This window comes from Marinococcus sp. LNHM5E3-2.1, from assembly GCF_056034365.1.
Genome location: NZ_JBQLIB010000006.1, coordinates 77501 through 101317, shown reverse-complemented (window position 1 = coordinate 101317; position 23817 = coordinate 77501). Strand labels below are relative to the sequence as shown.

The 23817-nt window shown below is 51.0% G+C and carries 20 protein-coding genes; all 20 read left to right on the top strand.

Translation table 11 applies throughout. The features are described from left to right. The first annotated feature begins 58 nt into the window (after positions 1 to 58). Positions 59 to 553 (top strand): 5-(carboxyamino)imidazole ribonucleotide mutase, encoded by a 495-nt coding sequence (gene purE / locus ACTRXH_RS08995; protein WP_474262469.1) that lies wholly within the window; start codon positions 59 to 61, stop codon positions 551 to 553. Then, positions 541 to 1680 (top strand): 5-(carboxyamino)imidazole ribonucleotide synthase, encoded by a 1140-nt coding sequence (purK, locus tag ACTRXH_RS08990; protein WP_474262468.1) that lies wholly within the window; start codon positions 541 to 543, stop codon positions 1678 to 1680. Before purE ends, purK begins: the two co-directional genes overlap by 13 nt. Positions 1681 to 1711: 31 nt before the next feature. Further along, positions 1712 to 3007 carry an adenylosuccinate lyase gene (gene purB, locus ACTRXH_RS08985; protein WP_474262467.1) on the top strand — a complete coding sequence of 432 codons (1296 nt, stop codon included), beginning with the start codon at positions 1712 to 1714 and terminating at the stop codon, positions 3005 to 3007. Positions 3008 to 3036: 29 nt separating this feature from the next. After that, positions 3037 to 3756: a phosphoribosylaminoimidazolesuccinocarboxamide synthase gene (gene purC, locus ACTRXH_RS08980; protein WP_474281769.1), complete on the top strand. Its 720-nt coding sequence runs from the start codon at positions 3037 to 3039 to the stop codon at positions 3754 to 3756. Continuing rightward, on the top strand, positions 3749 to 3997 hold the full coding sequence (purS, locus tag ACTRXH_RS08975) for a phosphoribosylformylglycinamidine synthase subunit PurS (RefSeq protein WP_474262465.1): 249 nt from the start codon (positions 3749 to 3751) through the stop codon (positions 3995 to 3997). The genes purC and purS overlap by 8 nt, the downstream gene beginning before the upstream one ends. Beyond that, complete coding sequence (purQ, locus tag ACTRXH_RS08970; RefSeq protein ID WP_322526092.1) at positions 3997 to 4680, top strand: phosphoribosylformylglycinamidine synthase subunit PurQ; 684 nt, start codon at positions 3997 to 3999, stop codon at positions 4678 to 4680. The genes purS and purQ overlap by 1 nt, the downstream gene beginning before the upstream one ends. After that, positions 4664 to 6892 carry a phosphoribosylformylglycinamidine synthase subunit PurL gene (gene purL, locus ACTRXH_RS08965; protein ID WP_474281767.1) on the top strand — a complete coding sequence of 743 codons (2229 nt, stop codon included), beginning with the start codon at positions 4664 to 4666 and terminating at the stop codon, positions 6890 to 6892. The genes purQ and purL overlap by 17 nt, the downstream gene beginning before the upstream one ends. Next, positions 6868 to 8289, top strand: a complete 1422-nt coding sequence (purF, locus tag ACTRXH_RS08960) for an amidophosphoribosyltransferase (protein WP_474278795.1) — start codon at positions 6868 to 6870, stop codon at positions 8287 to 8289. The genes purL and purF overlap by 25 nt, the downstream gene beginning before the upstream one ends. A 17-nt stretch (positions 8290 to 8306) precedes the next feature. After that, complete coding sequence (gene purM, locus ACTRXH_RS08955) at positions 8307 to 9344, top strand: phosphoribosylformylglycinamidine cyclo-ligase (RefSeq protein ID WP_474281765.1); 1038 nt, start codon at positions 8307 to 8309, stop codon at positions 9342 to 9344. Continuing rightward, positions 9341 to 9952, top strand: a complete 612-nt coding sequence (gene purN, locus ACTRXH_RS08950) for a phosphoribosylglycinamide formyltransferase (protein ID WP_474278905.1) — start codon at positions 9341 to 9343, stop codon at positions 9950 to 9952. Before purM ends, purN begins: the two co-directional genes overlap by 4 nt. Beyond that, positions 9949 to 11481: a bifunctional phosphoribosylaminoimidazolecarboxamide formyltransferase/IMP cyclohydrolase gene (gene purH, locus ACTRXH_RS08945; protein WP_474281763.1), complete on the top strand. Its 1533-nt coding sequence runs from the start codon at positions 9949 to 9951 to the stop codon at positions 11479 to 11481. The genes purN and purH overlap by 4 nt, the downstream gene beginning before the upstream one ends. A gap of 92 nt (positions 11482 to 11573) precedes the next feature. Continuing rightward, positions 11574 to 12824, top strand: coding sequence for a phosphoribosylamine--glycine ligase (gene purD, locus ACTRXH_RS08940; protein ID WP_474281761.1), 1251 nt, complete (start codon positions 11574 to 11576; stop codon positions 12822 to 12824). Positions 12825 to 13190: 366 nt separating this feature from the next. Further along, positions 13191 to 14933, top strand: a complete 1743-nt coding sequence (locus ACTRXH_RS08935) for an adenine deaminase C-terminal domain-containing protein (RefSeq protein WP_474281759.1) — start codon at positions 13191 to 13193, stop codon at positions 14931 to 14933. A 115-nt stretch (positions 14934 to 15048) separates the two neighbouring features. Beyond that, on the top strand, positions 15049 to 15363 hold the full coding sequence (locus ACTRXH_RS08930; protein ID WP_022793704.1) for a YerC/YecD family TrpR-related protein: 315 nt from the start codon (positions 15049 to 15051) through the stop codon (positions 15361 to 15363). A 226-nt stretch (positions 15364 to 15589) separates the two neighbouring features. Continuing rightward, entirely contained in the window at positions 15590 to 16276 is a 687-nt protein-coding gene (gene pcrB / locus ACTRXH_RS08925) for a heptaprenylglyceryl phosphate synthase (protein ID WP_474281757.1), read from the top strand. A 73-nt stretch (positions 16277 to 16349) separates the two neighbouring features. Beyond that, a complete protein-coding gene (gene pcrA / locus ACTRXH_RS08920) occupies positions 16350 to 18572 on the top strand; it encodes a DNA helicase PcrA (protein ID WP_474281755.1) in 2223 nt (740 codons plus the stop codon). Positions 18573 to 18586: 14 nt separating this feature from the next. Next, a complete protein-coding gene (ligA, locus tag ACTRXH_RS08915) occupies positions 18587 to 20590 on the top strand; it encodes an NAD-dependent DNA ligase LigA (RefSeq protein WP_474281753.1) in 2004 nt (667 codons plus the stop codon). A gap of 138 nt (positions 20591 to 20728) precedes the next feature. Further along, positions 20729 to 21931, top strand: a complete 1203-nt coding sequence (locus ACTRXH_RS08910; RefSeq protein ID WP_474262454.1) for a CamS family sex pheromone protein — start codon at positions 20729 to 20731, stop codon at positions 21929 to 21931. A gap of 110 nt (positions 21932 to 22041) precedes the next feature. Beyond that, the gene (gene gatC, locus ACTRXH_RS08905) at positions 22042 to 22332 is read left to right on the top strand and encodes an Asp-tRNA(Asn)/Glu-tRNA(Gln) amidotransferase subunit GatC (protein WP_091615876.1); all 291 of its coding nucleotides are present in this window, start codon (positions 22042 to 22044) and stop codon (positions 22330 to 22332) included. 17 nt (positions 22333 to 22349) lie between these two features. Further along, positions 22350 to 23807, top strand: coding sequence for an Asp-tRNA(Asn)/Glu-tRNA(Gln) amidotransferase subunit GatA (gene gatA, locus ACTRXH_RS08900; RefSeq protein ID WP_474281751.1), 1458 nt, complete (start codon positions 22350 to 22352; stop codon positions 23805 to 23807). The last annotated feature ends 10 nt before the right edge of the window (positions 23808 to 23817 follow it).

The following is a 23817-nucleotide window of genomic DNA, read 5'->3' as shown; positions in this document are numbered from 1 at the left end:
GCACCGGGGCTTCTTTATGTCAAAAAGCACGTGAGGAAAAAGCAAAGGGGTGGCGCAAGTGGAACCGCAGGTAGGAGTAGTAATGGGCAGTACGTCCGACTGGGACACAATGCAGAAGGCATGCGAGGTGCTCGATGAGCTCGGAGTACCGTTTGAAAAGAACATCGTATCCGCCCACCGGACGCCGGATTATATGTTTGAGTACGCGGCAGAGGCAAGAGAACGAGGAATAAAAGTGATTATTGCCGGTGCCGGGGGAGCAGCTCATCTCCCGGGTATGATAGCAGCGAAAACGACGCTGCCGGTCATCGGGGTCCCGGTTCAGTCCAAGGCTTTAAGCGGATGGGATTCGCTTTTATCCATCGCTCAAATGCCCGGCGGTGTGCCGGTAGCAACTGTGGCCATCGGAACGTCTGGAGCGACAAATGCCGGACTTCTGGCCGCTCAGATGATTTCAGCCTTTGATGAAAAGCTGGCAGATAAGCTGCAGCAGCGTAGAGAGCAAATGCGTGAGCAGGTCATGCAGTCAGGAGATGAATTATGGGGAAAGTAATGAAACCCGGACAGACAATCGGAATACTTGGAGGAGGACAGCTCGGACGGATGATGGCGTTTGCGGCCAAGCCAATGGGCTACCGTGTGGCCGTTCTTGAACCAAAAACAGACTCGCCCGCCGGACAGGTGGCAGATGTTGAAATTGAAGCATCTTATGACGACCGTGCCGGGGCGGACAAAATGGCAGAAGCGTGTGATGTATTAACCTATGAATTTGAAAATATTGACGCAGAGACAGCCAGACATCTGGAAAATACTCTTTATCTTCCGCAGGGCAGCCAGCTGCTTCATACGGCGCAGCACCGCCTTCGCGAAAAACAGACCATTGAAGCAGCGAATATTAAAGTAGCTCCGTACCATCAGGTGACCTCCCGCGAAGAGCTATCGGCAGCGGTAAAAGAGATTGGTGTGCCGAGCGTGCTGAAAACATGCCGCGGCGGTTACGACGGCAAGGGACAGGTAGTGTTAAAAGCAGCAGAAGATGCAGAAGCAGCGTTTGAAGCCCTTGGGGGAAGCGAAGGCAAAGAGCTCGTACTTGAAGCGTGGATTCCGTTCCAAAAAGAAATTTCCTGCATTGTCACCCGGAGCGTGCACGGGGAGACCGGCGTGTTTCCGGTCGGAGAAAATATCCATGTTAATAATGTTCTGCACCAGACCATTGTACCGGCAAGAATATCGCGTTTTGTGAATGAAGAAGCTATCCGTATTGCCCACCGGCTTGCCGAACATGTGGATCTTGTCGGCACCCTGGCAGTGGAAATGTTTGTTACAGATGATGAAACAGTTTATGTAAACGAAGTGGCGCCGAGGCCGCACAACTCCGGTCACTATACGATTGAGGCATGTGAAACCTCCCAGTTTGAACAGCATATCCGCGCTGTCTGCGGTCTTCCACTTGGACCTGCTGGACTGAAGCAGCCGGTGGTTATGACCAACATTCTCGGTGAACACGTCGAAGCGGTAACTGCGCATATGGAAGAGTGGAGCAAGGACCATGTGCATCTGTACGGCAAGGATGAAGCCAAGCCCGGCCGGAAAATGGGGCACTGGACGGTGCTCCGCGAGGATCTTCAGGACGCGCTTGATAGGTCCACGGACGTTTGGAAGCAGTACATAGAGAGTTAATTATTAAAGAGAAGAGTGGAGGAACCTGATTATGATCGATCGTTACACACGCCCGGAAATGGGTGCCATCTGGACCGAAGAGAACCGCTTTAACGCCTGGCTCGAGGTCGAAATCTGCGCCTGCGAAGCCTGGTCGGAGCTTGGGGACATTCCAAAGGAAGACGTGAAAAAAATAAGAGACAATGCTTCCTTTAACATCGAACGGATCCAGGAGATTGAAGAGGAAACACGTCATGACGTTGTGGCATTCACCCGGGCGGTGTCGGAGACGCTCGGCGATGAGCGCAAATGGGTTCATTACGGCCTGACCTCCACCGACGTTGTGGACACCGCTCTTTCCTACCTGATTAAGCAGGCCAACGATATTTTGCGCTCAGATTTGGAGCAGTTTCTCGAAATTTTAAAAAACAAAGCAAAAGAGCATAAGCATACGATTATGATGGGACGCACCCACGGTGTGCACGCAGAACCCACTACCTTCGGCATCAAGCTTGCGCTCTGGTATCAGGAAATGAAGCGCAATCTCGAACGTTTTGATGCAGCGGCCGAAGGCATCCGCGTTGGGAAGCTTTCGGGAGCGGTTGGAACGTTTGCCAATATCCCGCCGGCTATTGAAGAGTCAGTCTGCCGAAAGCTCGGCCTGCAGGCAGCGCCGGTATCGACGCAGACGCTGCAGCGGGACCGTCACGCAGATTACATGAGCACTCTCGCTTTAATTGCCACCTCGATTGAAAAAATGGCTGTCGAAATCCGCAGCCTGCAAAAAAGTGAAACCCGGGAAGTAGAAGAGTTCTTCGCCAAAGGACAGAAGGGTTCATCAGCGATGCCGCATAAACGCAATCCGATCGGTTCGGAAAACATGACCGGCCTGGCCAGGGTCATCCGCGGCCATATGCTGACCGCTTATGAGAATGTGCCGCTCTGGCATGAACGAGATATTTCCCATTCCTCGGCCGAACGAATTATTATTCCGGACGCAACCACGGCGCTTAATTATATGCTGAACCGCTTCGGCAATATCGTGAAAAACCTGACAGTATTTGAAGACAATATGAAAGCAAACATGGATAAAACGCTCGGCCTTGTCTTCTCGCAGCGCGTGCTGCTTACACTGATCAACAAAGGCATGGTGCGCGAGGAAGCGTATGACACGGTTCAGCCAAAAGCGATGGAGGCCTGGGAAAAAGGCATCCCATTCCGGGAGCTTGTAGAAAATGAACCCGCCATCACGAATGTTTTAAGCAGTGAAGAAATCGAGGACTGCTTTGACCACCGTCATCACATGAAGGAAGTCGATACGATCTTCGCCCGTGCCGGCATCGAATAATAAGGGATAGTCCAAAGGAGGAGCCTGCGATGGAAAAACGCGCTCTATTGTATGAAGGAAAAGCCAAAAAACTGTATGAAACAGACGTGGAAAATACGCTCTGGGTAGAATACAAAGACGATGCCACCGCGTTTAACGGGGAGAAAAAAGAAGTGCTGGTTGGGAAGGGCAAGCTGAATAATGAAATTTCTTCCCTGCTGTTTCAAAAGCTTCATGAAGAAGGCATAAATAACCACTTCGTGGACCGGCTCTCTGAAACCGAACAGGCGGTCAGGAAGACGACGATTATCCCTCTTGAGGTTGTAGTACGTAATATTGTCGCCGGTAGTCTCCACCGCCGCACTGGTATCGGAGAAGGTACTGAAACCGATCAGCCGGTAGTGGAATTCTACTACAAGGATGACGAGCTTGGGGACCCGTTGATTAACGATGATCATATCCGGCTGCTGCAGGCCGCTTCTCCGTCGCAGGTTAAGGACATGAAGCAGAGGGCCGAACATGTGAATAAAACGCTCTGGAAGCATTTCTCCGACCACGGCCTGCTGCTTGTTGATTTTAAAATTGAGTTTGGCATGACAGAGGACGGAAAGCTGCTTTTGTCCGACGAAATCTCTCCGGATACGTGCCGGCTGTGGGATAAAGAAACCCGCCAGAAGTTTGATAAAGATTTGTTCCGTTACGGGATTGGTTCTCTTCAGGAAGGCTATACCGAAATATTACAGCGATTAGGAGGAGCTGCACATGGTTAACGTTCAAGTGTATGTGACATTAAAAGAGGGAGTACTTGACCCGCAGGGAAGTACGATTGAAAATGCCCTGCAGACAATGGGGTACCATGAAGTGGCATCTGTTCAGACCGGCAAGTATATTGAGCTCGAAGTAGAGGAAGGAAGCAACCTTGAAGCCCGGATCGAAGAAATGTGTGAAAAGCTCCTGTCCAATCCGGTGATTGAAGATTACACGTATACGATCGGAAAGGGCGTGTCCTGATGAGGTTCGCAGTGATCGTGTTTCCAGGGTCCAACTGTGATGACGATATGTATTATGCAATCCAGGAAGGTCTCGGGGAGCCGGTGGATAAAGTCTGGTACACCGAAGAAAGCGTCGCGGATTATGACGGTATTCTTCTGCCTGGTGGATTTTCCTACGGAGACTACCTTCGTTCCGGGGCTATAGCCCGTTTTGCTCCGGTTATGGCGAGCGTCGTGGAGCAGGCGGAAAAAGGCAAGCCGGTTCTCGGCGTATGCAACGGATTTCAAGTGCTGCTTGAAGCAGGACTGCTTCCGGGAGCTATGCAGAGGAACCGGTCGCTGAAGTTTATCTGCCGCCCGGCCCGCCTAGCGGTGGCGAATCATGAAACCGGCTTTACCTCCGAATACGCGAGGGACGAGCGAATTACGATCCCGGTCGCTCACGGTGAAGGAAACTACTATTGCGACGACGAGACCCTAAAGGATCTGCAGGCTAACAACCAGATTGTATTCACCTATGAAGATAATTTTAACGGTTCTAAAGAGGCAATTGCCGGCATTGTAAACAAACAGGGCAACGTGATGGGCATGATGCCGCACCCGGAACGAGCAACCGATCAGATTCTCGGCAGTGACGACGGATTGAAAATCTTTCAGTCAATATTGAAGCAATGGAGGAAATCCCATGTCCTTACTACTTGAGCCTTCCGCAGAGCAGATTGAACAGGAAAAAATCTATCAGGAAATGGGCGTTAAAGACGAAGAATTCGAAATGATTAAAAAAATTCTCGGGCGCCTGCCAAACTATACAGAAATTGGCCTGTTTTCAGTCATGTGGTCGGAGCACTGCAGCTATAAGCATTCCAAAGCCCAGCTGAAAAAATTTCCGACAGAGGGAGAGCGCGTGCTGCAGGGGCCCGGGGAAGGCGCCGGCATCATCGACATCGGCGACGAGCAGGCGGTTGTGTTTAAAATGGAAAGCCACAACCATCCGTCAGCGATTGAGCCTTACCAGGGTGCAGCCACCGGAGTAGGCGGTATTCTCCGGGACGTATTTTCAATGGGGGCGCGCCCGGTCGCCATTATGAATTCGCTTCGTTTTGGAGAACTCGTCAAGCCGCGGGTAAAATATTTATTTGAAGAGGTTGTCGCCGGGATTGCCGGATACGGGAACTGCATCGGCGTGCCGACAGTCGGAGGCGAAGTGCAGTTTGACCCGAGCTATGAGGGCAACCCGCTCGTCAACGCAATGTGCGTCGGGCTCATTGATCATAAGGATATTCAGAAAGGTATTGCAAGCGGCGCCGGAAATACAGTTATTTATGTCGGTGCAAGCACCGGGAAAGACGGTATCCACGGAGCTACTTTTGCTTCGGAAGAAATCAGCGACGAATCGGAAAGCAAGCGTCCTTCCGTGCAGGTCGGTGATCCATTTATGGAAAAGCTGCTGCTTGAGGCATGCCTCGAACTCGTGAAGTGTGAATCGCTTGTCGGGATTCAGGACATGGGAGCGGCAGGGCTGACTTCTTCTTCAGCAGAAATGGCCAGCAAGGCGGGGTCAGGGATCGAAATGAACCTTGATACGGTACCGCAGCGGGAGCTCGACATGAGCCCATATGAAATGATGCTCTCCGAATCCCAGGAGCGGATGCTTCTGGTCGTCAAGCAGGGAGAAGAGAAAGAAATTCATGATATCTGCAGCCACTGGGGGCTTCATTCAGCGGAAATCGGAAGTGTGATTGATGATCAGCGCCTTGTGCTCTGGCACGGCGGGGAGAAGGTGGCGGACGTACCCGTGGATGCGCTGGCTGAAGACGCGCCGGTGTATTATCCTGAGTCGCGGGAACCCGAAGCATTCCGCAAACGCCAGCAGCAGGAAGCGTGGAGACCGGACGTGAATGATGCGAAGGAAACGCTCACGAACCTGTTAAAGCAGCCGACGGTCGCCAGCAAGGAATGGGTTTACGACCAGTATGATTACATGGTCCGCACCAACACAGCCGTATTGCCGGGATCTGACGCAGCGGTACTCCGCGTGCGTGGTAAAGACAAAGCGCTTGCGATGACGACTGACTGCAATGCACGCTACCTCGGACTTGATCCGGAGCAGGGCGGGAAAATCGTTATTGCAGAAGCATCCCGCAACATCATCTGCTCAGGCGGGCTTCCGCTCGGTCTAACTGACTGCCTGAACTACGGCAATCCGGAAAAACCGGAAATCTACTGGCAGTTTGAGAAGTCGATTGATGGAATGACTGAAGCGTGCAAAACCCTTGAAACACCGGTTATCGGTGGCAATGTATCCCTCTACAACGAAACGCAGAACGGCGCGATCTATCCGACGCCGGTCGTTGGCATGGTAGGGCTGATTAAAGAGCTTGCCCATATTACAACCCAGGAGTTTAAGCAACCGGGAGATGCTGTATATATTATCGGGGAAGCAGGGGAAGACTTTGGCGGCAGCGAGATTCAGGAAATGCAGACCGGGTCTATTGACGGCCGGGCTCCGGAGCTTGATCTTGACACCGAAGACAGGCGACAGCGCGACGTGTTAAAGGCTATTCAGGAAGGACTGGTTCAGTCGGCGCATGACGTATCCGAAGGCGGTCTCGGCGTTGCCCTTGCGGAAAGCACATTTGGCACAGGACTCGGAGCGGAAGCAGTAATTGCCGGGGATGTTGTCAATGAATTGTTTGCTGAAACGCAGTCACGCTATGTGATTTCGGTAACACCGGAAAACCGGAAAGCCTTTGAACAGACAGTGCCAGACGCAAGATACGCCGGCAGAGTGACAGAAGAAGCGACATTACACTTACTCAAAGAATCGGGAGAGACGATTCTTCAAGCTTCTGCCAAGGAGTTGGAGAACGCCTGGAAAGGAGCTATTCCATGCTTGGTGAAATCAAAGGCTTAAACGAAGAATGTGGTGTGTTTGCTGTCTGGAATCACGAGGAGGCGGCACAGCTGACCTATTACGGGCTGCATAGTCTGCAGCACCGCGGCCAGGAGGGGGCAGGCATCGTCGTCAGCGACGGCGATAAACTGTCGAGCCACAAAGGACTCGGTCTTATTACGGAAGCCTTTAAAGAAGGAGACCTTGAACAGCTGCAGGGAAGCTCAGCTGTCGGACACGTACGCTACGCTACGGCAGGCGGAGGCGGTCTTGTGAACTGCCAGCCGCTGCTTTTTCAGTCACAGACGACGGGACTTGCGATTGCGCATAACGGAAACCTTGTGAATGCCAACCACGTGAAAGAGGAACTCGAGAGAAAAGGAAGCATTTTTCAATCCACCTCAGACACCGAGGTGCTTGCCCATTTGATCAAGAGAAGCGATGAAACCCGCTTTGAGGATCAGCTGAAGGATGCCCTCTCCTATATTGAAGGAGCATATGCTTTTGCGGTGATGACCGAGGACAAGCTGCTTTGCGCCATGGATCCGAACGGCCTCCGTCCGCTTACGATTGGGAAAATTGGAGACACGTACGTGGTCGCTTCGGAAACGTGTGCGTTTGACGTGATCGGTGCTGAGTACGTCCGGGACATGCAGCCGGGAGAAATTGTCAGCATTGACGACTCGGGCATGCGGTCAGAGCTGTTTTCAGCCTCTACGTCGCGGGCGATCTGCAGCCTGGAATATGTCTATTTTGCCCGTCCGGATTCCAATGTGGACAATATTAATGTGCATACGGCCAGAAAAAATCTTGGTAAAGAAATGGCTAAAGAAGCACCGGTGGAAGCGGACGTAGTGACCGGAGTGCCGGACTCTTCGATTTCCGCCGCTATCGGATATGCCGAAGCTACCGGCACGCCATATGAACTTGGGCTGATTAAAAACCGGTATGTCGGCCGGACGTTCATCCAGCCTTCGCAGGCGTTGCGGGAGCAGGGTGTGAAAATGAAGCTTTCGGCCGTCCGTGGGGTCGTGGAAGGCAAAAGGGTTGTCATGGTGGATGATTCAATTGTCCGCGGAACGACAAGCAAACGGATCGTCCGCATGCTGAAAGATGCGGGAGCCACCGAAGTGCACGTACGCATTACGTCACCTCCGATTACGCACCCATGCTTTTACGGAATAGATACGTCAACGAAAGCGGAATTGATTGCTTCGAATTACACCGTCGATGAAATGCGCGATCTGATGGAGGCGGATTCCCTCTCCTTTATCAGCATTGAAGGCCTGCAGAACGGCATCGGCCGGGACAAGAGCGAGCCGAACTGCGGTCAGTGTCTCGCTTGCTTTACCGGCAAATACCCTACAGAAATTTATGACGATACGCTCCACCCGCACGATAAAATTATGAATGGTTAACAAAGGAGGGCCTACGGATGTCTGAAGCTTACAAGCGGGCCGGTGTAGACGTTGAAGCAGGATACCAGGCGGTAGAGCGGATGAAAAAACACATTGCCCGTACTGGCCGCCCGGAAGTGATGGGGGCTCTCGGTGGTTTTGGCGGTATGTTTGATATTTCCGGACTTCCTTACAAAGAGCCCGTGCTCATATCGGGCACAGACGGTGTCGGTACGAAATTAATGCTTGCTTTTCAAATGGATAAGCACGACACGATCGGCCAGGATGTAGTGGCGATGTGTGTAAATGATATCGCCGTCCAGGGGGCCGATCCCCTCTATTTCCTGGACTATCTGGCACTGGGAAAAGCAGACCCGGAAAAAATTGAGCAGATCGTGAAAGGTGTAGCAGATGGCTGTGCGCAGGCAGGCTGTGCCATTATCGGCGGAGAAACCGCCGAGATGCCGGGAATGTACAGCGAAGAAGAATATGATCTGGCCGGGTTTGCCGTAGGTGCGGCGGAGAAAGCGGATATTCTGGCTGAATCAAAAGCGGAACCCGGAGACGCAATTATCGGGGTGGCTTCCTCAGGCGTGCACAGTAACGGGTTTTCCCTTGTGCGAAAGGTTTTGTTTGAAGAGGGATTGTTTACGATGAACGACACGGTACCGCCGTTTCAGCGTCCGCTCGGAGAAGAGCTTCTCGAGCCAACAAAGATTTACGTGAATGCTGCGAAGGTAATTAAGCAGGCAGGAACAGCCAGAGGTATGGCTCATATTACCGGCGGCGGTTTTTTTGAAAATGTTCCGAGAATGCTTCCAGACGGCTGCGGCGCGATGTTTGACGTTAACAGCTGGCGACAGCCGGAGATTTTTCTCTTCATTCAAAACGAGGGTCATTTGTCTCCGGAAGACATGTTTGGCACCTTTAATATGGGCATCGGTTTAATGACGGTTGTACCAGCTGCGGAAAAAGAAAGCATGCTCGAGGCGCTGAAGCAGGCCGGGGAAGAGGCGTGGGCCATCGGGGAAGTGACTGATGGCGGTGGTGTGCAGGTGAAGGGGGCGACTTGCTGATGAAGCTCGCTTTATTTGCCTCTGGCACCGGCTCAAATGCCCGTTCATTGGTTCGTGCAGCCCGGGAGCAGAGGCTCGAAGCGGAATTTGTGCTGATTGTCTGTGACAAGCCTCAAGCCCCGGTCGTTGCCTTTGCCGAAGAAGAAGACATTCCGGTGTTCGCTTTTTCGCCGAAGGAATACGAAAACAAGGCGGCGTTTGAAACTGAAATCGTAAAGGAATTATATGCTAAAGGGGCGGAGCGGATCGTGCTTGCAGGCTACATGCGGTTAATCGGCGATACGCTGCTTACGGAATACGGCGGGCGTATGATTAATGTTCATCCGTCACTGCTTCCGGCTTTTCCTGGAAAAGATGCCATCAGGCAGGCGTGGGATGCCGGAGTAAAAGTGACCGGGGTCACGGTTCATTATGTCGATGAAGGCATGGATACTGGAAGCATCATTGCGCAGGAACCGTTGCATGTAAAAGAGACGGATTCGCTGGGGACACTCACAGCCGGTATCCAGGCTGTCGAACACCGGCTCTATCCGGAAATTGTCCAGCAGTGGATTGCCCGTCCCCTTAAAACAGTGCAAACCAACACGGAGGGAGCCAACCATTCATGAAACGAGCATTAATTAGTGTGTCAGATAAAGAGGGCATTGTTCCCCTGGCCAAAAGCCTTGAAAAGCAGGGAATTGAAATTATCTCCACAGGAGGAACGAGCCGCGTACTTGAGGAAAGTGGTGTGCAGATCACGGGTATTTCAGACGTTACCGGCTTTCCGGAAATACTTGACGGCCGGGTGAAGACGCTGCATCCGAACATACATAGCGGACTGCTTGCCCGCCGCAGCGATGATGCTCATACAGCCCAGCTGAAGGAGCACAGCATCGAACCGATTGACCTGGTGGTAGTAAATCTGTACCCGTTCAAAAAAACGATCGAAAACCCGGACAAGTCGTTTGAGGACGCCATTGAAAACATCGACATCGGCGGCCCGACGATGCTCAGGGCCGCGGCGAAAAACTTCGAAGACGTTACGGTCGTCGTGGATCCGGATGATTATGAGCTTGTGCTTACAGAATTAAACGACAGCGGAGCGGTGTCAGCTGAGACGAACAAAAAACTTGCGGCTAAGGTTTTCCGGCACACTGCCTCCTATGACGCGTTAATTGCGGATTATTTAACCCGGGAAGCCGGAGAAAAGCATCCCGAAATGTATACCGTGACGTATGAGAAAAAGCAGGATCTGCGCTACGGCGAAAATCCTCACCAGGAGGCAGCCTTTTACCGGGAGCCGATCGGGCCGCTCAGCTCGATTGCAAATGCTTTCCAGCTGCACGGCAAAGAGCTCTCCTACAACAATATTAATGATGCTGAAGCAGCGCTCAGCATGATCCGTGAGTTTACGCACCCGGCTTCGGTAGCCGTGAAGCATATGAATCCGTGTGGGGTCGCGATTGGGGAAACACTCGAAGAAGCTTACGACAAAACGTATGCCGCAGATCCAGTCTCGATATTCGGCGGCATTGTTGCGTTTAACGGTGAAGTGACTGAGGCCATCGCAGAGAAGCTCAAGGAAATATTCCTTGAAATTGTCATCGCCCCGAGTTTTTCCCAGGAAGCTCTTGATCTGCTGACGCAGAAGAAAAATATCCGTCTGCTGACGGTAACGCTCGAGGGATTTGCAGAGCCGCGTTCGCAGCTAACATCCATTCACGGCGGTCTGCTTGTGCAGGATGAGGATACCGGAGGATTTCTGGACGCAGACGTGCGGGTGGTAACGGAGCGGGAACCGACAGAGGCCGAATGGGAAGACCTGAAGCTCGCCTGGAAGGTAGTAAAGCATGTTAAATCCAACGCGATTGTATTGACGAAAAATGTCCAGACGATAGGCATTGGGGCCGGTCAGATGAACCGGGTCGGCTCGGCGGGGATTGCCATTGACCAGGCTGGGGAAGAAGCGGTGCAAAGCGCACTTGGCTCCGACGCCTTTTTCCCGATGCAGGATACGGTGGAAACAGCCGGGGAAGCGGGGATTTCAGCGATTATTCAGCCGGGCGGCTCGATCCGGGACCAGGAGTCCATCGACCGGGCCAACGAGTTGGGAATCACTATGGTGTTTACCGGTATGCGCCATTTTAAGCATTAAAATCGGCAGAAAGGTCCGGGAAATGGCTTCCCGGGCTTTTATTTGAAACCAGTGAAGCATGAATATAACGGTTTTCGAACAGGAGGATGGCGATGAATGTCTTAGTAGTAGGAGCAGGCGGCCGGGAGCATGCCCTCGCTTATGCCTTTGCAAAAAGTGCGAGTGTGACCCGCGTGTATGCAGCACCGGGTAATGACGGTATGGAGAATTATGCGGAATGCGTGAACATAGCGGAAAGTGATCAGGAAAGCCTGGTTGCCTTCGCAAAGGAAAAGAAGGTGGAGCTGACTGTGATCGGGCCGGAATCCCCGCTTTTGGCCGGGCTTGCCGACCGTTTTGAGCAGGAAGGGCTGCGTGTGTTTGGTCCGGGTGAGAAAGCAGCTATGATTGAAGGAAGTAAATCCTACGCGAAAGAAGTCATGGAACGCTATCATATTCCGACCGGCGCCTATGCTTCATTTTCAAAATATGAAGAAGCAGAGGCTTATGTACGCCGCCAGGGAGCGCCGATTGTTATTAAAGCAGACGGTCTGGCTGCCGGGAAAGGGGTCACCGTGGCGATGACCGAAGCCGAAGCGCTGCAGGCGCTCGAAGAAGTACTGAAAGACCACAAGTTCGGCGAAGCGGGAGCCGAAGTAGTCATTGAAGAATTTTTAGAGGGCGAAGAACTGTCTTTAATGGCTTTTGTACACGGTGAAACGGTCGTGCCAATGGTAGCTGCGCAGGACCATAAACGTGCATATGATAACGACGAAGGGCCCAATACCGGAGGAATGGGTGCTTACAGTCCCGTTCCTCAATTTACTCAAAAAGACATCGATGAAGCGGTGGAAAAAGTACTCCAGCCGGCAGCCTCCGGCCTGATGGAGGAAGGCGCGCCGTTCACCGGTGTCCTGTATGCCGGATTAATGATGACGTCTGCAGGACCGAAAGTGATTGAGTTTAATGCGAGGTTTGGTGACCCGGAGGCGCAGGTCGTGCTTCCGCGACTCGAATCGGATCTGGCGGAGCTTTTGGTAACCCTCCTCGATGGAGGCAGGCCGGAGCCAGTCTGGTCGGAAAAAGCGGTACTCGGAGTAGTGGCTGCTTCTAAAGGCTATCCGGGCACCTATGAAAAGAACCGTCCCATCCATCATGTGCCGGAAAGCCCTCTTCTTTTTTTCGCTGGAGTGGAAAAAAAGAACGGCGTATATGTAAACAGCGGCGGCCGGGTGCTGCTGCTTTCAGAGAAAGCTGCGACCCTCGGGGAAGCGAAGGCGCAGGTATATGAAAAAATGAAGGAACTTGATACGAGTAATTTATTTTACCGCACCGATATTGGTTTCCGGGCTCTGCAATATTGAAAAGCAAAACTGTTTCTGCCGTCAGCAGAAACAGTTTTTTTATGAGCTTTGCAAAGCGAATATGAAATTTATGTTATATTTCCTGTCATTTTCTTTCTCCCGGGCAAAGGATTCTGTTACAATGAGCAGGATAAAAATATTAGTACAGTTTTATCGGTCTTTTAATAAAATTTCCTAATATTTTAAGTGAATTCTGACAATTAACTGAAACTGTTTCACTATTTTTGTGAAATCATGAAAACAGTTGTAAAAAAGGAAAACGTTTCAAAATTGTCACCTGAAAATATAAAAAAGCGTTTACATTTGTGATATGATAGGGAAAATGAAATCGAGCAACGAACTGTGTGCAGGAGGAGAGATGTTTGGATGGCAAATAAGCTGTATCATTGGAGCAAATCAACATTGAGAGACCATCTTTCCGTGATGAGGGGCGAAACAGCTCCCTCTATTATTTTAAAAGATGCAACATACTTAAATAGTGCCCGCAAAAGCTGGAGCCGCGGTCACATATGGATATATGACGACCGTATTATGTACGCCGGGCCTGAATGGCCGGAGAAAACAGACGGATCGGAAATCGTCGACTGCAGCGAAAAATGGGTGGTGCCGGGTTATATTGAACCACATGCCCACCCATTCCAGCTGTACAGCCCGCAGACACTGGCGGAGTATGCGTCCGTGCGTGGAACGACTACACTTGTGAACGATAATTTGTTTTTGTTTTTAAATATGGAGAAATACCAGGCGCTTTCTGCCATTGAAGATCTTGGGGAGCTTCCTACGTCCATGTTCTGGTGGGCCCGGTACGATTCCCAGACAGAGCTGGAGGAAGAAGACCGGTGGTTTTCGCCGTCGAACATGAAGGACTGGCTGGAGCATCCGCTCGTCGTCCAGGGGGGAGAACTGACCTCGTGGCCTAAAGTGATGACGGGTAACGATACGATCCTGCACTGGATGCAATACACGAAGGAACTGAATAAGCCGATTGAAGGACACCTTCCGGGCTCCTCGGTATCGACGATTACGCAGATGGCACTGCTCGGCGTGGACGGCGAGCATGAAGCGATGACAGCAGAGGAAGCGCTTCGCCGGCTGGACGCAGGTCTCGTCACATCGCTGCGCTACTCTTCGATCCGGCCGGACCTTCCGGACATGATCGAAGGGCTGCTTGAGGCCGGAATCACGGACTTTCGCCGTTTTACGCTGAATACTGACGGGTCCACCCCGGCCTTTTATAAAGAAGGTGTTATTGACCGGACCATTCAAATCTGCCTGGACAAGGGCGTGCCCGAAATCGATGCGTATGAAATGGGCTCGTATAATGCGGCGGTTCACCTGGGTCTCGATAATTTGATCGGCATGATTGCCCCGGGGCGGCTTGCCCATCTGAATATTTTATCGGATAAACGCGAGCCTAAGCCTGAAGCTGTGCTTGCTAAAGGCCAGTGGGTATACAGGAATGAAACGAACCTGTATCCGAAAAAGCCCTTCGAATGGGAAAAGTACGGGGTGACCCCGCTTGAAATTGACTGGGAATTAAAGGACAGCGACTTTCACTTTTCGATGCCGATGGGAATCGAGCTGATGAATTCCGTTATTTTAAAGCCTTACCATATCGGTATTGAAGCAAACAATGATGAGCTGTGGAAAACCCACGACGAGTCCTTTTTCATGGTCGTTGACCGGTACGGAAAATGGCGCGTTAATACGATCTTAAAAGGGTTTGCAACCAAGGTGGACGGATTCGCGTCCTCCTTTAATAACAATGGTGATATTATTATGATCGGCAAGCATAAGGAAGATATGCAAAAAGCAGCCGAAGAACTCATCAAAAATAAAGGCGGGATTTTTCTCGTCGAGAAGGGGGAAGTAGTGGAGCATATTTCCCTGGATATTTTCGGCCTGATGTCCTCGAAGCCGATGGAAGAGGTTATTGTTGAGCATGAAAAAATGGTAGCCGCGCTGAAAACCCGGGGCTATCCGCATGAGGATCCGGTTTATTCTCTCTTATTTTTTGCAGCGACTCATCTCCCGTATATCAGGGTTACGCAAAAAGGTATATATGACGTTCATAAAAAAATGGTACTCTTTCCTGCCATTATGCGTTAAACTGTAAAAGTAGGTACTGATATCAGCTAGTTTCAGCCTGGATGAAACTGTTTTGCGCGTCGCTTTATGAATAAATACCTTCGTCTGTCACGTAGCCAAAAAGGAGTGTAGTGTGTTGCAGATTGACAAATTAAGGGGGAAAGAGCTCGATCAGCTCTTTCAGGCGATCCTTTCGTTAAAAAATATCGATGAGTGCTATGAATTTTTTGACGATCTATGCACGATTAATGAAATTCAATCACTTGCCCAGCGGCTTGAAGTAGCAAGAATGCTTCAGCACGGATATACGTATCACAAAATTGAACTGGAAACCGGTGCAAGCACCGCAACCATATCAAGGGTGAAACGGTGCCTGAATTATGGAAACGACAGTTATCAAATGACTCTCGACCGTGTGCATGATGAAAAACAGGAACAGGACTCACAATAGAGCGTACAGACAGACGCGTATAAAACTCCCGCCGGACTGCCGGATGGGAGTTTTTTTGCGGGGGAAACGGAATAAGTTTATTTAGGAACAGCGGTGGATTTGGTATAATGAAAGACTGAGGAACGAAAAGCGGAAAGGCCCGGAAGGTTTGGCCGTTTCAAATCTTAGCAGCTTCAAATCGGAGCCTCTCTGGGCTTATCTATTTGCATAAAGGGAGTACGTCAGGATGCTATCATATTCAGAATGGAAACATGTCTTTAAGCTGGATCCGGCGAAAGCGATCAGCGACGAGAATTTAGAAAAAATATGTGAGTCGGGAACAGATGCGGTCATTGTGGGAGGAAGCGACGGGGTTACCCTTGATAATACATTGAATCTTCTGGCCCGGGTGCGTCGGTTTCCAGTTGCCTGTGCGCTTGAAATCTCAAATATAGAAGCGGTGACCCCCGGCTTTGACTGCTACCTCGTGCCGACGGTGTTAAACGCAGGAGATGCCCGCTGGATTACTGGGCTGCATCAGCAGGCACTTAAGGAAATGGGCCCCGCGCTCGAGCAGGAGGAAGTACTCGCGGAAGGATACTGTATTTTAAATCCGGATGCCAAGGCAGCAGCATTAACAGAGGCTAGGACGGAACAGACGGACGAAGATATTGAAGCATATGCCGCGATGGCTGACCGGCTGTTTCATCTTCCAATTTTTTATATAGAATACAGCGGCACATATGGCGACGTGCGAATGGTTCAGAAAGCACGGGAAGCGTTACACGAAGCAAGGCTCTTTTACGGCGGTGGTATCCGTTCGAAAGAGCAGGCAGCGGAAATGGCTGCTTACGCAGATACCATCGTAGTCGGAGATATTGTGTATGAGGATGTAAAGAGAGCAGTGCAGACCGTCAAAGCGGTCAGGCCGTAGCGTGAATCAAAAATATTCGGTATACTAAAACAGGAACATATGTTCCTGAATACTTATGAAAGGCGGTGGCATCATGCAGCGACAAATCATTGAGCGCATGTTATCCGGAATGAACGAGCCGCAGAAACAAGCGGTGCAGCACACAGAAGGTCCGCTTCTGGTTATGGCCGGGGCAGGAAGCGGAAAAACCCGGGTGTTGACCCACCGGATTGCTTACTTAATTAGAGAAAAAATGATCCCGCCCTACGCAATTCTTGCGATTACTTTTACAAATAAAGCTGCCAAAGAAATGAAGGAGCGTGTCGGCAAACTCGTCGGACCGGTGGCCGAGGATATTTGGATGTCGACCTTTCACTCGATGTGCGTCCGCATTCTCCGCCGGGATATCGACCGGATCGGCTATAACCGGAACTTTTCGATACTGGATTCAAGCGACCAGCTGTCTGTTATCAAGCAAATCTTAAAGGATCAGAATATCGACTCGAAAAAATTTGAACCACGGGCGATCCTTGGCATGATTTCGTCCAATAAAAATGTGCTTGAAACACCGAATCAGTTTGCAGAAAGAGCAGAAGGGCCGTTCGAAGAAATTGCAGCGGATGTGTATAAAGAGTACCAGCGGCGGCTCCGGAACAACCACGCCCTTGACTTTGACGATCTGATCATGAAAACGATCCAGCTGTTTGAAGACGTGCCGGAGGTGCTGGAGTTTTATCAGCGGAAATTCCAGTACATTCATGTGGACGAATACCAGGATACCAACCGGGCGCAGTACATGCTCGTGAATATGCTCGCAGCAAAGCGTCACAACCTCTGCGTTGTAGGGGATTCAGACCAGTCCATCTACAAATGGCGCGGGGCGGATATACAAAATATCCTTTCCTTTGAGCGGGACTATTCGGAAGCAGTCACTATTTTCCTCGAACAGAACTACCGGTCGACGAAAACGATTCTGCGCGCGGCAAATGAAGTGATTAAAAATAATGCCGGGCGTAAAGAAAAAACGCTTTGGACGTCGAATCCGGACGGGGAAAATATCTACTATTTTCAGGCCTCCAACGAACGCGACGAAGCGTATTACGTAGTGGATAAAATCAAAGAAATTACGAGAAAGAAGGATATACGCCACGGTGATATTGCCGTTTTATACCGGACAAACGCGCAGTCCCGCGTGATTGAGGAAATGTTTGTAAAATCAGGCGTGGAGTACAACATGATTGGCGGCACCAAGTTCTATGACCGAAAAGAAATCAAAGACCTGCTCGGCTATCTGCGGACGGTGGCAAATCCGGATGACGACATCAGCCTCGGGCGGATTGTAAATGTGCCTAAAAGAGGCATCGGAGCTTCCACGATGGAAAAGGTGACAAAGTATGCTGCGAGTCAGGATATTTCCCTTATTGATGCGCTGCAGGAGGCCGATCAGATTGGTCTCGGCGCCGGGCCGGTCAAAAAGCTGCAGTCCTTTGCCGAGCAGATGAAGCATTGGATGCAGATGCAGGACTACCTTTCGGTCACCGAACTGGTCGAAGAACTGCTGGAGAAAACCGGCTACCGGGAAGCATTGAAAAATGAACGCTCGCTGGAGTCGCAGAGCCGCCTCGAGAACCTCGAAGAATTTATGACAGTCGCCCAGGAATTTGAAAAACGGAGCGAGGACAAATCGTTAATTTCCTTTTTAACGGATCTGGCACTTGTGGCTGACCTAAATGAAAATGATGACACCGACGTGCGGGACAAGGTAGCTATGATGACCCTGCACTCCGCCAAGGGACTGGAATTCCCGACCGTATTTCTTATTGGGATGGAAGAAGGAATCTTCCCGCACAATCGCTCACTGTTTGAGCCCGAAGAGATGGAAGAGGAGCGCAGGCTCGCCTACGTTGGAATGACCCGGGCCGAGCAGGAGCTTCACCTGACCCACGCTTCCATGCGGATGCAGTACGGACGAACGCAGGCAAACCCAATGTCGCGGTTCATTCAGGAGCTCCCACAGGAGCTGATTTCCGGGCGTGAAGAAAAGCAGCAGAATTCCGCCGGCGGGAAAACGGCTTCCCCGTTTGAACGGAAGCGCCAGGCCGCGACGGCTGCACCCCGGGAAAGCAAAGCACCGACGCCAAGCGGCGGCAGTGACCTTTCCTGGAATATTGGCGACAAGGCTAAGCACAAAAAATGGGGAACCGGCACCGTTGTCAGCGTACGAGGTGAAGGCAACGACATGGAACTCGATATTGCTTTTCCGAGCGAAGGTGTCAAGCGGCTGATGGCCACGTTTGCCCCAATTGAAAAAGCGTAGAAAGGACGAAGCCGATGGAGAGAAAGCAAGCAGAAGAACGTGTAGAACAACTCCGTGAGCTGTTGGATAAATACGGCTATTATTACTATGTCAAAGATAATCCAATCGTGCCGGATGCTGAATACGATGAACGGCTGCAGGAGCTGATCCAGCTTGAAAATGATTTTCCGGATCTGCAGGCTCCCGATTCTCCGACGGTCCGGGTTGGAGGAGCGCCCCTGGAAGGCTTTCGCAAGGTGCAGCACCGGATTCCGATGCTGAGCCTCGGAAATGCCTTCAACGAACAGGATGTGCGTGACTTTGACAGGCGGGTGCGCCAGGTGACCGGTGACAATGTGGAATACGTGTGCGAGCTGAAAATAGACGGCCTGGCCGTATCGCTTTCCTATGAGGATGGACGCTTTGTGCTCGGGGCGACCCGGGGCGACGGCACAACCGGAGAGGATATTACCCATAACCTGAAAACGGTCCGGGCGATCCCTCTGCGTCTTGAAGAAGCAGTGGATATTGAAGTGCGCGGAGAAGTGTTTATGCCGGAGCGCTCGTTTCTCAGTCTGAATGAAGACAAGGAAAAGAATGGAGAAGAGCCGTTTGCCAACCCGCGCAACGCAGCTGCGGGTTCCCTCAGGCAGCTTGACCCGAAAATTGCGGCCAAGCGAAACCTGGATATTTTTCTGTATGGTGCCGGCAACGATGATGAGCTGGACGTGAATACGCACGCCGAATCGCTTGATTTTATGGATCAGCTCGGATTCAAAGTGAACCCGGAAACGAAAAAATGCCGAACCATTGAAGAAGTACTGGAATTTGTAGACTACTGGACGGAAAACCGCAACGGGCTCTCCTATGAAATCGATGGCATCGTTATCAAGGTGGACGATCTAGGCCAACGGGAGGACCTGGGCTTTACAGCAAAAAGTCCACGCTGGGCGACGGCCTATAAATTTCCGGCAGAAGAAAAGGTGACGACGCTCGAGGATATTATTTTAAGCGTTGGACGTACCGGAGTAGTGACCCCAACGGCGAAGCTGACGCCGGTTCAGGTGGCAGGAACGACAGTGCAGCGGGCTTCGCTTCATAATGAAGATCTGATACGGGAAAAGGGAATCAAACTCGGAGACCAGATTGTCGTTAAAAAAGCCGGAGATATTATTCCGGAGGTCGTGCGGGTGCTAACCGAGCTCCGCGAAGGAAATGAACGGGAATTTGAAATGCCCACAGAATGCCCCTCCTGCGGGACAGAGCTTGTACGTCTCGAAGAGGAAGTGGCTCTTCGCTGCATGAATCCAAACTGCCCGGCACAGCTGCAGGAAGCGTTGATTCATTTTGTCTCCCGGGGGGCGATGAATATCGATGGCCTCGGAGAAAAGGTGATTCAACAGCTGTTTTCGCATCAATTAGTCTCTGGGATTGAAGACATTTATAAGCTCGACCGGAATGAACTGCTTGAGCTTGAACGCATGGGAGAAAAATCCGTTGATAATCTTTTGAGAGCGATTGAAGCGTCCAAGGAAAATTCACTGGAACGCTTGCTGTTCGGCCTTGGCATCCGATTTGTCGGCTCCAAAGCGGCCCGGACGCTGGCGGAAGAATTCGGTACGATGGAGGCACTTGAACAGGCAGATAAAGACCAGCTTCTTGCCATTTATGATATTGGTGAGAAGGTAGCAGATTCCATTGTCAGTTATTTTGAACAGGAAAACGTTTCGGTATTGCTCGGCGAGCTGCGCCGGCTCGGGCTGAATATGGAATATAAAGGCCCGCGGAAATCTGAACAGGCAACAGATACAGTGTTCAGCGGTAAAACGGTCGTTCTTACCGGCAAGCTGCAGGAATTAACCCGCAAGGACGCCAAGGAACGTATTGAGGCGCTGGGTGGAAAGGTTACCGGCAGCGTCAGCAGCAATACGGATATCGTGGTGGCAGGAGAAGAAGCCGGCTCTAAATTGGAAAAAGCGAGAGAACTGGACGTGACCGTCTGGAACGAACAGCAGTTAATTGAGCAGACAAGTGAATAAAAAGAAGATAAAAGTAGCTTGTTTCACTCGGGCATACCTTCTAAGATAGAGATGGGAAAGAAAAAAATGTAAGCCTCTGGACGCACAAAAGAGGAAAAATATCTGGAAGGAAACGCCGGGAATGGAGGAAATGATATTATGCGGAAAAGAGCCGGCCTTGTTATAGCTGCTTCCGTGTTTGCATTATCAGGATGCGGGTTGTTTGGCGGGGGTGAATCAGAATCAGAGAATTCTCAGCCGGAATCAGAGGAAGAACTGTCGCTGAGCGCCGGCATTCCAAGTCTGGATGAGTACTACCGGGCGGTGCTCACTGACGATGGCCAGTACGTCACAGGGGAATCCCGGGGGCTCAGTAATTCCATTGTTTATAACCGCTTTGATCTGGAGCGGATGGAAATAGGCATGCAGGAGCTTGCTTCGGAAGAGTTCAGTCAGGATAACTACTATTTCCGGGAAGGCCAGGTCATTGAACGCAGTGAGTTAAATAACTGGCTGCTGCGGGAAGGCGAAGAAGGCGACGGGGAACCAACGACGAGACCGAGAGGGCTGAATCCGCCGCTTGCCGGGAGTGAAGGAGACGAGTTTGAGGAGCGCGAACGCGGTGAACCGAGAACAATGTCCAACCTGCTTGAACATAACTACATGGAAGAGGGAAGCGACGGCCTTGAACTTGGCGGTATTGTCATTGGGCTGTCGATGAATGAAACATATTACTTCCGCGAGGAATATGAAGACGGTACATACGGCCCGTGGCTTGAAGAGTCCATCAGTGAAGAAAACGCTCTTGAGGACGCGCAGCGTATTGCAGAGGAAATTACCCAGCGCCTGCGAAACGACGAACGCGATAATGCAGACCAGATTGAAGAAGTGCCGATCATGTTTACCGTCTTCCAGGAGGCACCGAGAGACTCGAGCGTGCCGGGAACGTTTATTGCAACCGGTATGGCTGATCCGGGACAGGAGCCCGGAAACTGGAATGAATTAAATGAATCAAACTATTTGTTCCCGTCTTCGGAAGCAGAAGAAAATAACCGTTCTGATTCCGAAATGTTCGATGAGTTTAGTAATGAAGTGAACAGCTTTTTTGACAATACAGTCGGTGTAGTTGGAGAAGGTCATTACGTTAATGGTGAACTCGACAGCCTGACGATTGATATTCCAATTCAATTTTACAGTAAAACAGAAATTATTGCCTTCACCCAGCACGTGGCGGATAAGACAGAAGACATTTTTCCAAATGGTCTTGAAGTGGAAGTGAATATTAATTCCTCCTCCGGTCAGGAAGCGTTAATTACGAATGAACCGGGAGAAGATATGTACGTTCACGTATACAATGAGTAATTTGTGAGCGCGGGAAGTGGGCACAGTTGCCCGCTTTCCTTTTTCTTTGATATGATCAAAGTATTGTCCCAACAGAAGACCGATAGAAGCATTTAAAGGAGGAAAAACTGATGGCTCATATTTCAAAAGAAGATGTGGAGCACGTGGCCCATCTCGCACGACTTTCCGTTTCTGATGAGGATTTGGAAAAACTGACCGAAGAGCTTGATGCGATCATTGGATTTGCTGAACAGCTTGATGAACTCGACACGACTGACGTGGAGCCGACATCCCACGTATTGGATATTCACAACGTACTGCGTGAAGATACCATTCAACCATCGCTTGACCGGGAGGAAGCATTAAAAAATGCGCCGGACCAAAAAGACGGCCAGGTGAAAGTACCATCCGTGCTGGAGTAAAAGAAGGGAGATAACGTATGTCCATTTTGGAAGAAAGTGTAGCGTCGTTACATACGAAGATAAAAAACCAGGAAGTAACTGTCACCGAACTGGTGGAAGCTTCATTTGCCCGTATCCGTGAAGTAGATACAGACGTAAAAGCGTTTTTAACGTTAAATGAAGAACGGGCACTCGAGCAGGCTGAAAAGCTCGACAAGCTTATTCAAAACGGTGGCGAGGTGCCGTTTTTGTTTGGCATGCCGGCAGGTATTAAAGACAATATTATCACCGAGGACCTTCGGACCACCTGCGCAAGTCAGCTGCTTGCAAACTTTGATCCGGTTCATAATGCGACCGTGATGGATAAACTCGGAGAAGCAGAAACGGTCACCGTCGGGAAACTGAACATGGACGAATTCGCCATGGGGTCCTCGACGGAAAACTCCGGCGTGCAGGAAACGAGAAACCCGTGGAACACCGATTACGTTCCGGGCGGTTCGAGCGGCGGCTCAGCAGCCTCTGTGGCAGCCGGCGAAGTGCTGTTTTCGTTAGGCTCTGATACAGGAGGATCCATCCGCCAGCCCGCTTCCTATTGCGGAGTTGTCGGCTTGAAGCCTACCTACGGACGCGTATCTCGTTACGGTCTTGTTGCTTTTGCTTCTTCCCTGGATCAGATCGGACCGCTTACCCGTTCGGTTGAAGATAATGCTTACGTACTGCAGCAGATTGCCGGTCATTCGGAAAATGATTCGACCTCCGCAGATGTGCAGGTGCCAAATTATCTGGAGGCACTCGGCAGGGACGTCAAAGGCCTGAAAATTGGCGTGCCGTCCGAATACATCGGGGAAGGCGTGGATGAAGGCGTTAAAGAGCGTGTGCTTGAAGCTTTGAAAGTCCTCGAAGAACAGGGAGCAGTATGGGAGGAAGTCTCCCTTCCGCATTCAAAATACGCAGTCGCTGCGTACTATTTAATTGCTTCTTCAGAGGCTTCAGCCAACCTGGCCCGCTTTGACGGTGTCCGCTACGGCGTTCGCGATGAAAACGCGAAGGACCTGGTGGAAATGTACAAAGAAACCCGCAGCAAAGGCTTCGGCGAAGAAGTGAAGCGCCGGATTATGCTTGGAACCTTTGCTTTGAGCGCCGGTTATTATGATGCGTACTACAAGAAGGCCCAGCAGGTACGTACACTCATCCGACGGGACTTTGAAAAAGTGTTTGCCGACTATGATGTTATTGTCGGGCCGACAGCGCCGACAACTGCGTTTAAACTCGGGGAGCAGCTTGATGATCCGCTCACGATGTACGCCAACGACATTCTAACCATTCCTGTAAACTTGGCTGGTATTCCGGCGATTTCTGTGCCGTGCGGCTTCTCGGACAATATGCCGGTTGGCCTGCAGATTATAGCCAAGCCGTTTGCTGAAGAAACGATCTATACAGTTGCCCACGCCTTTGAACAGGCAACTGAACACCATAAAGCCAGACCGGAATTATAGGGGAGGAACC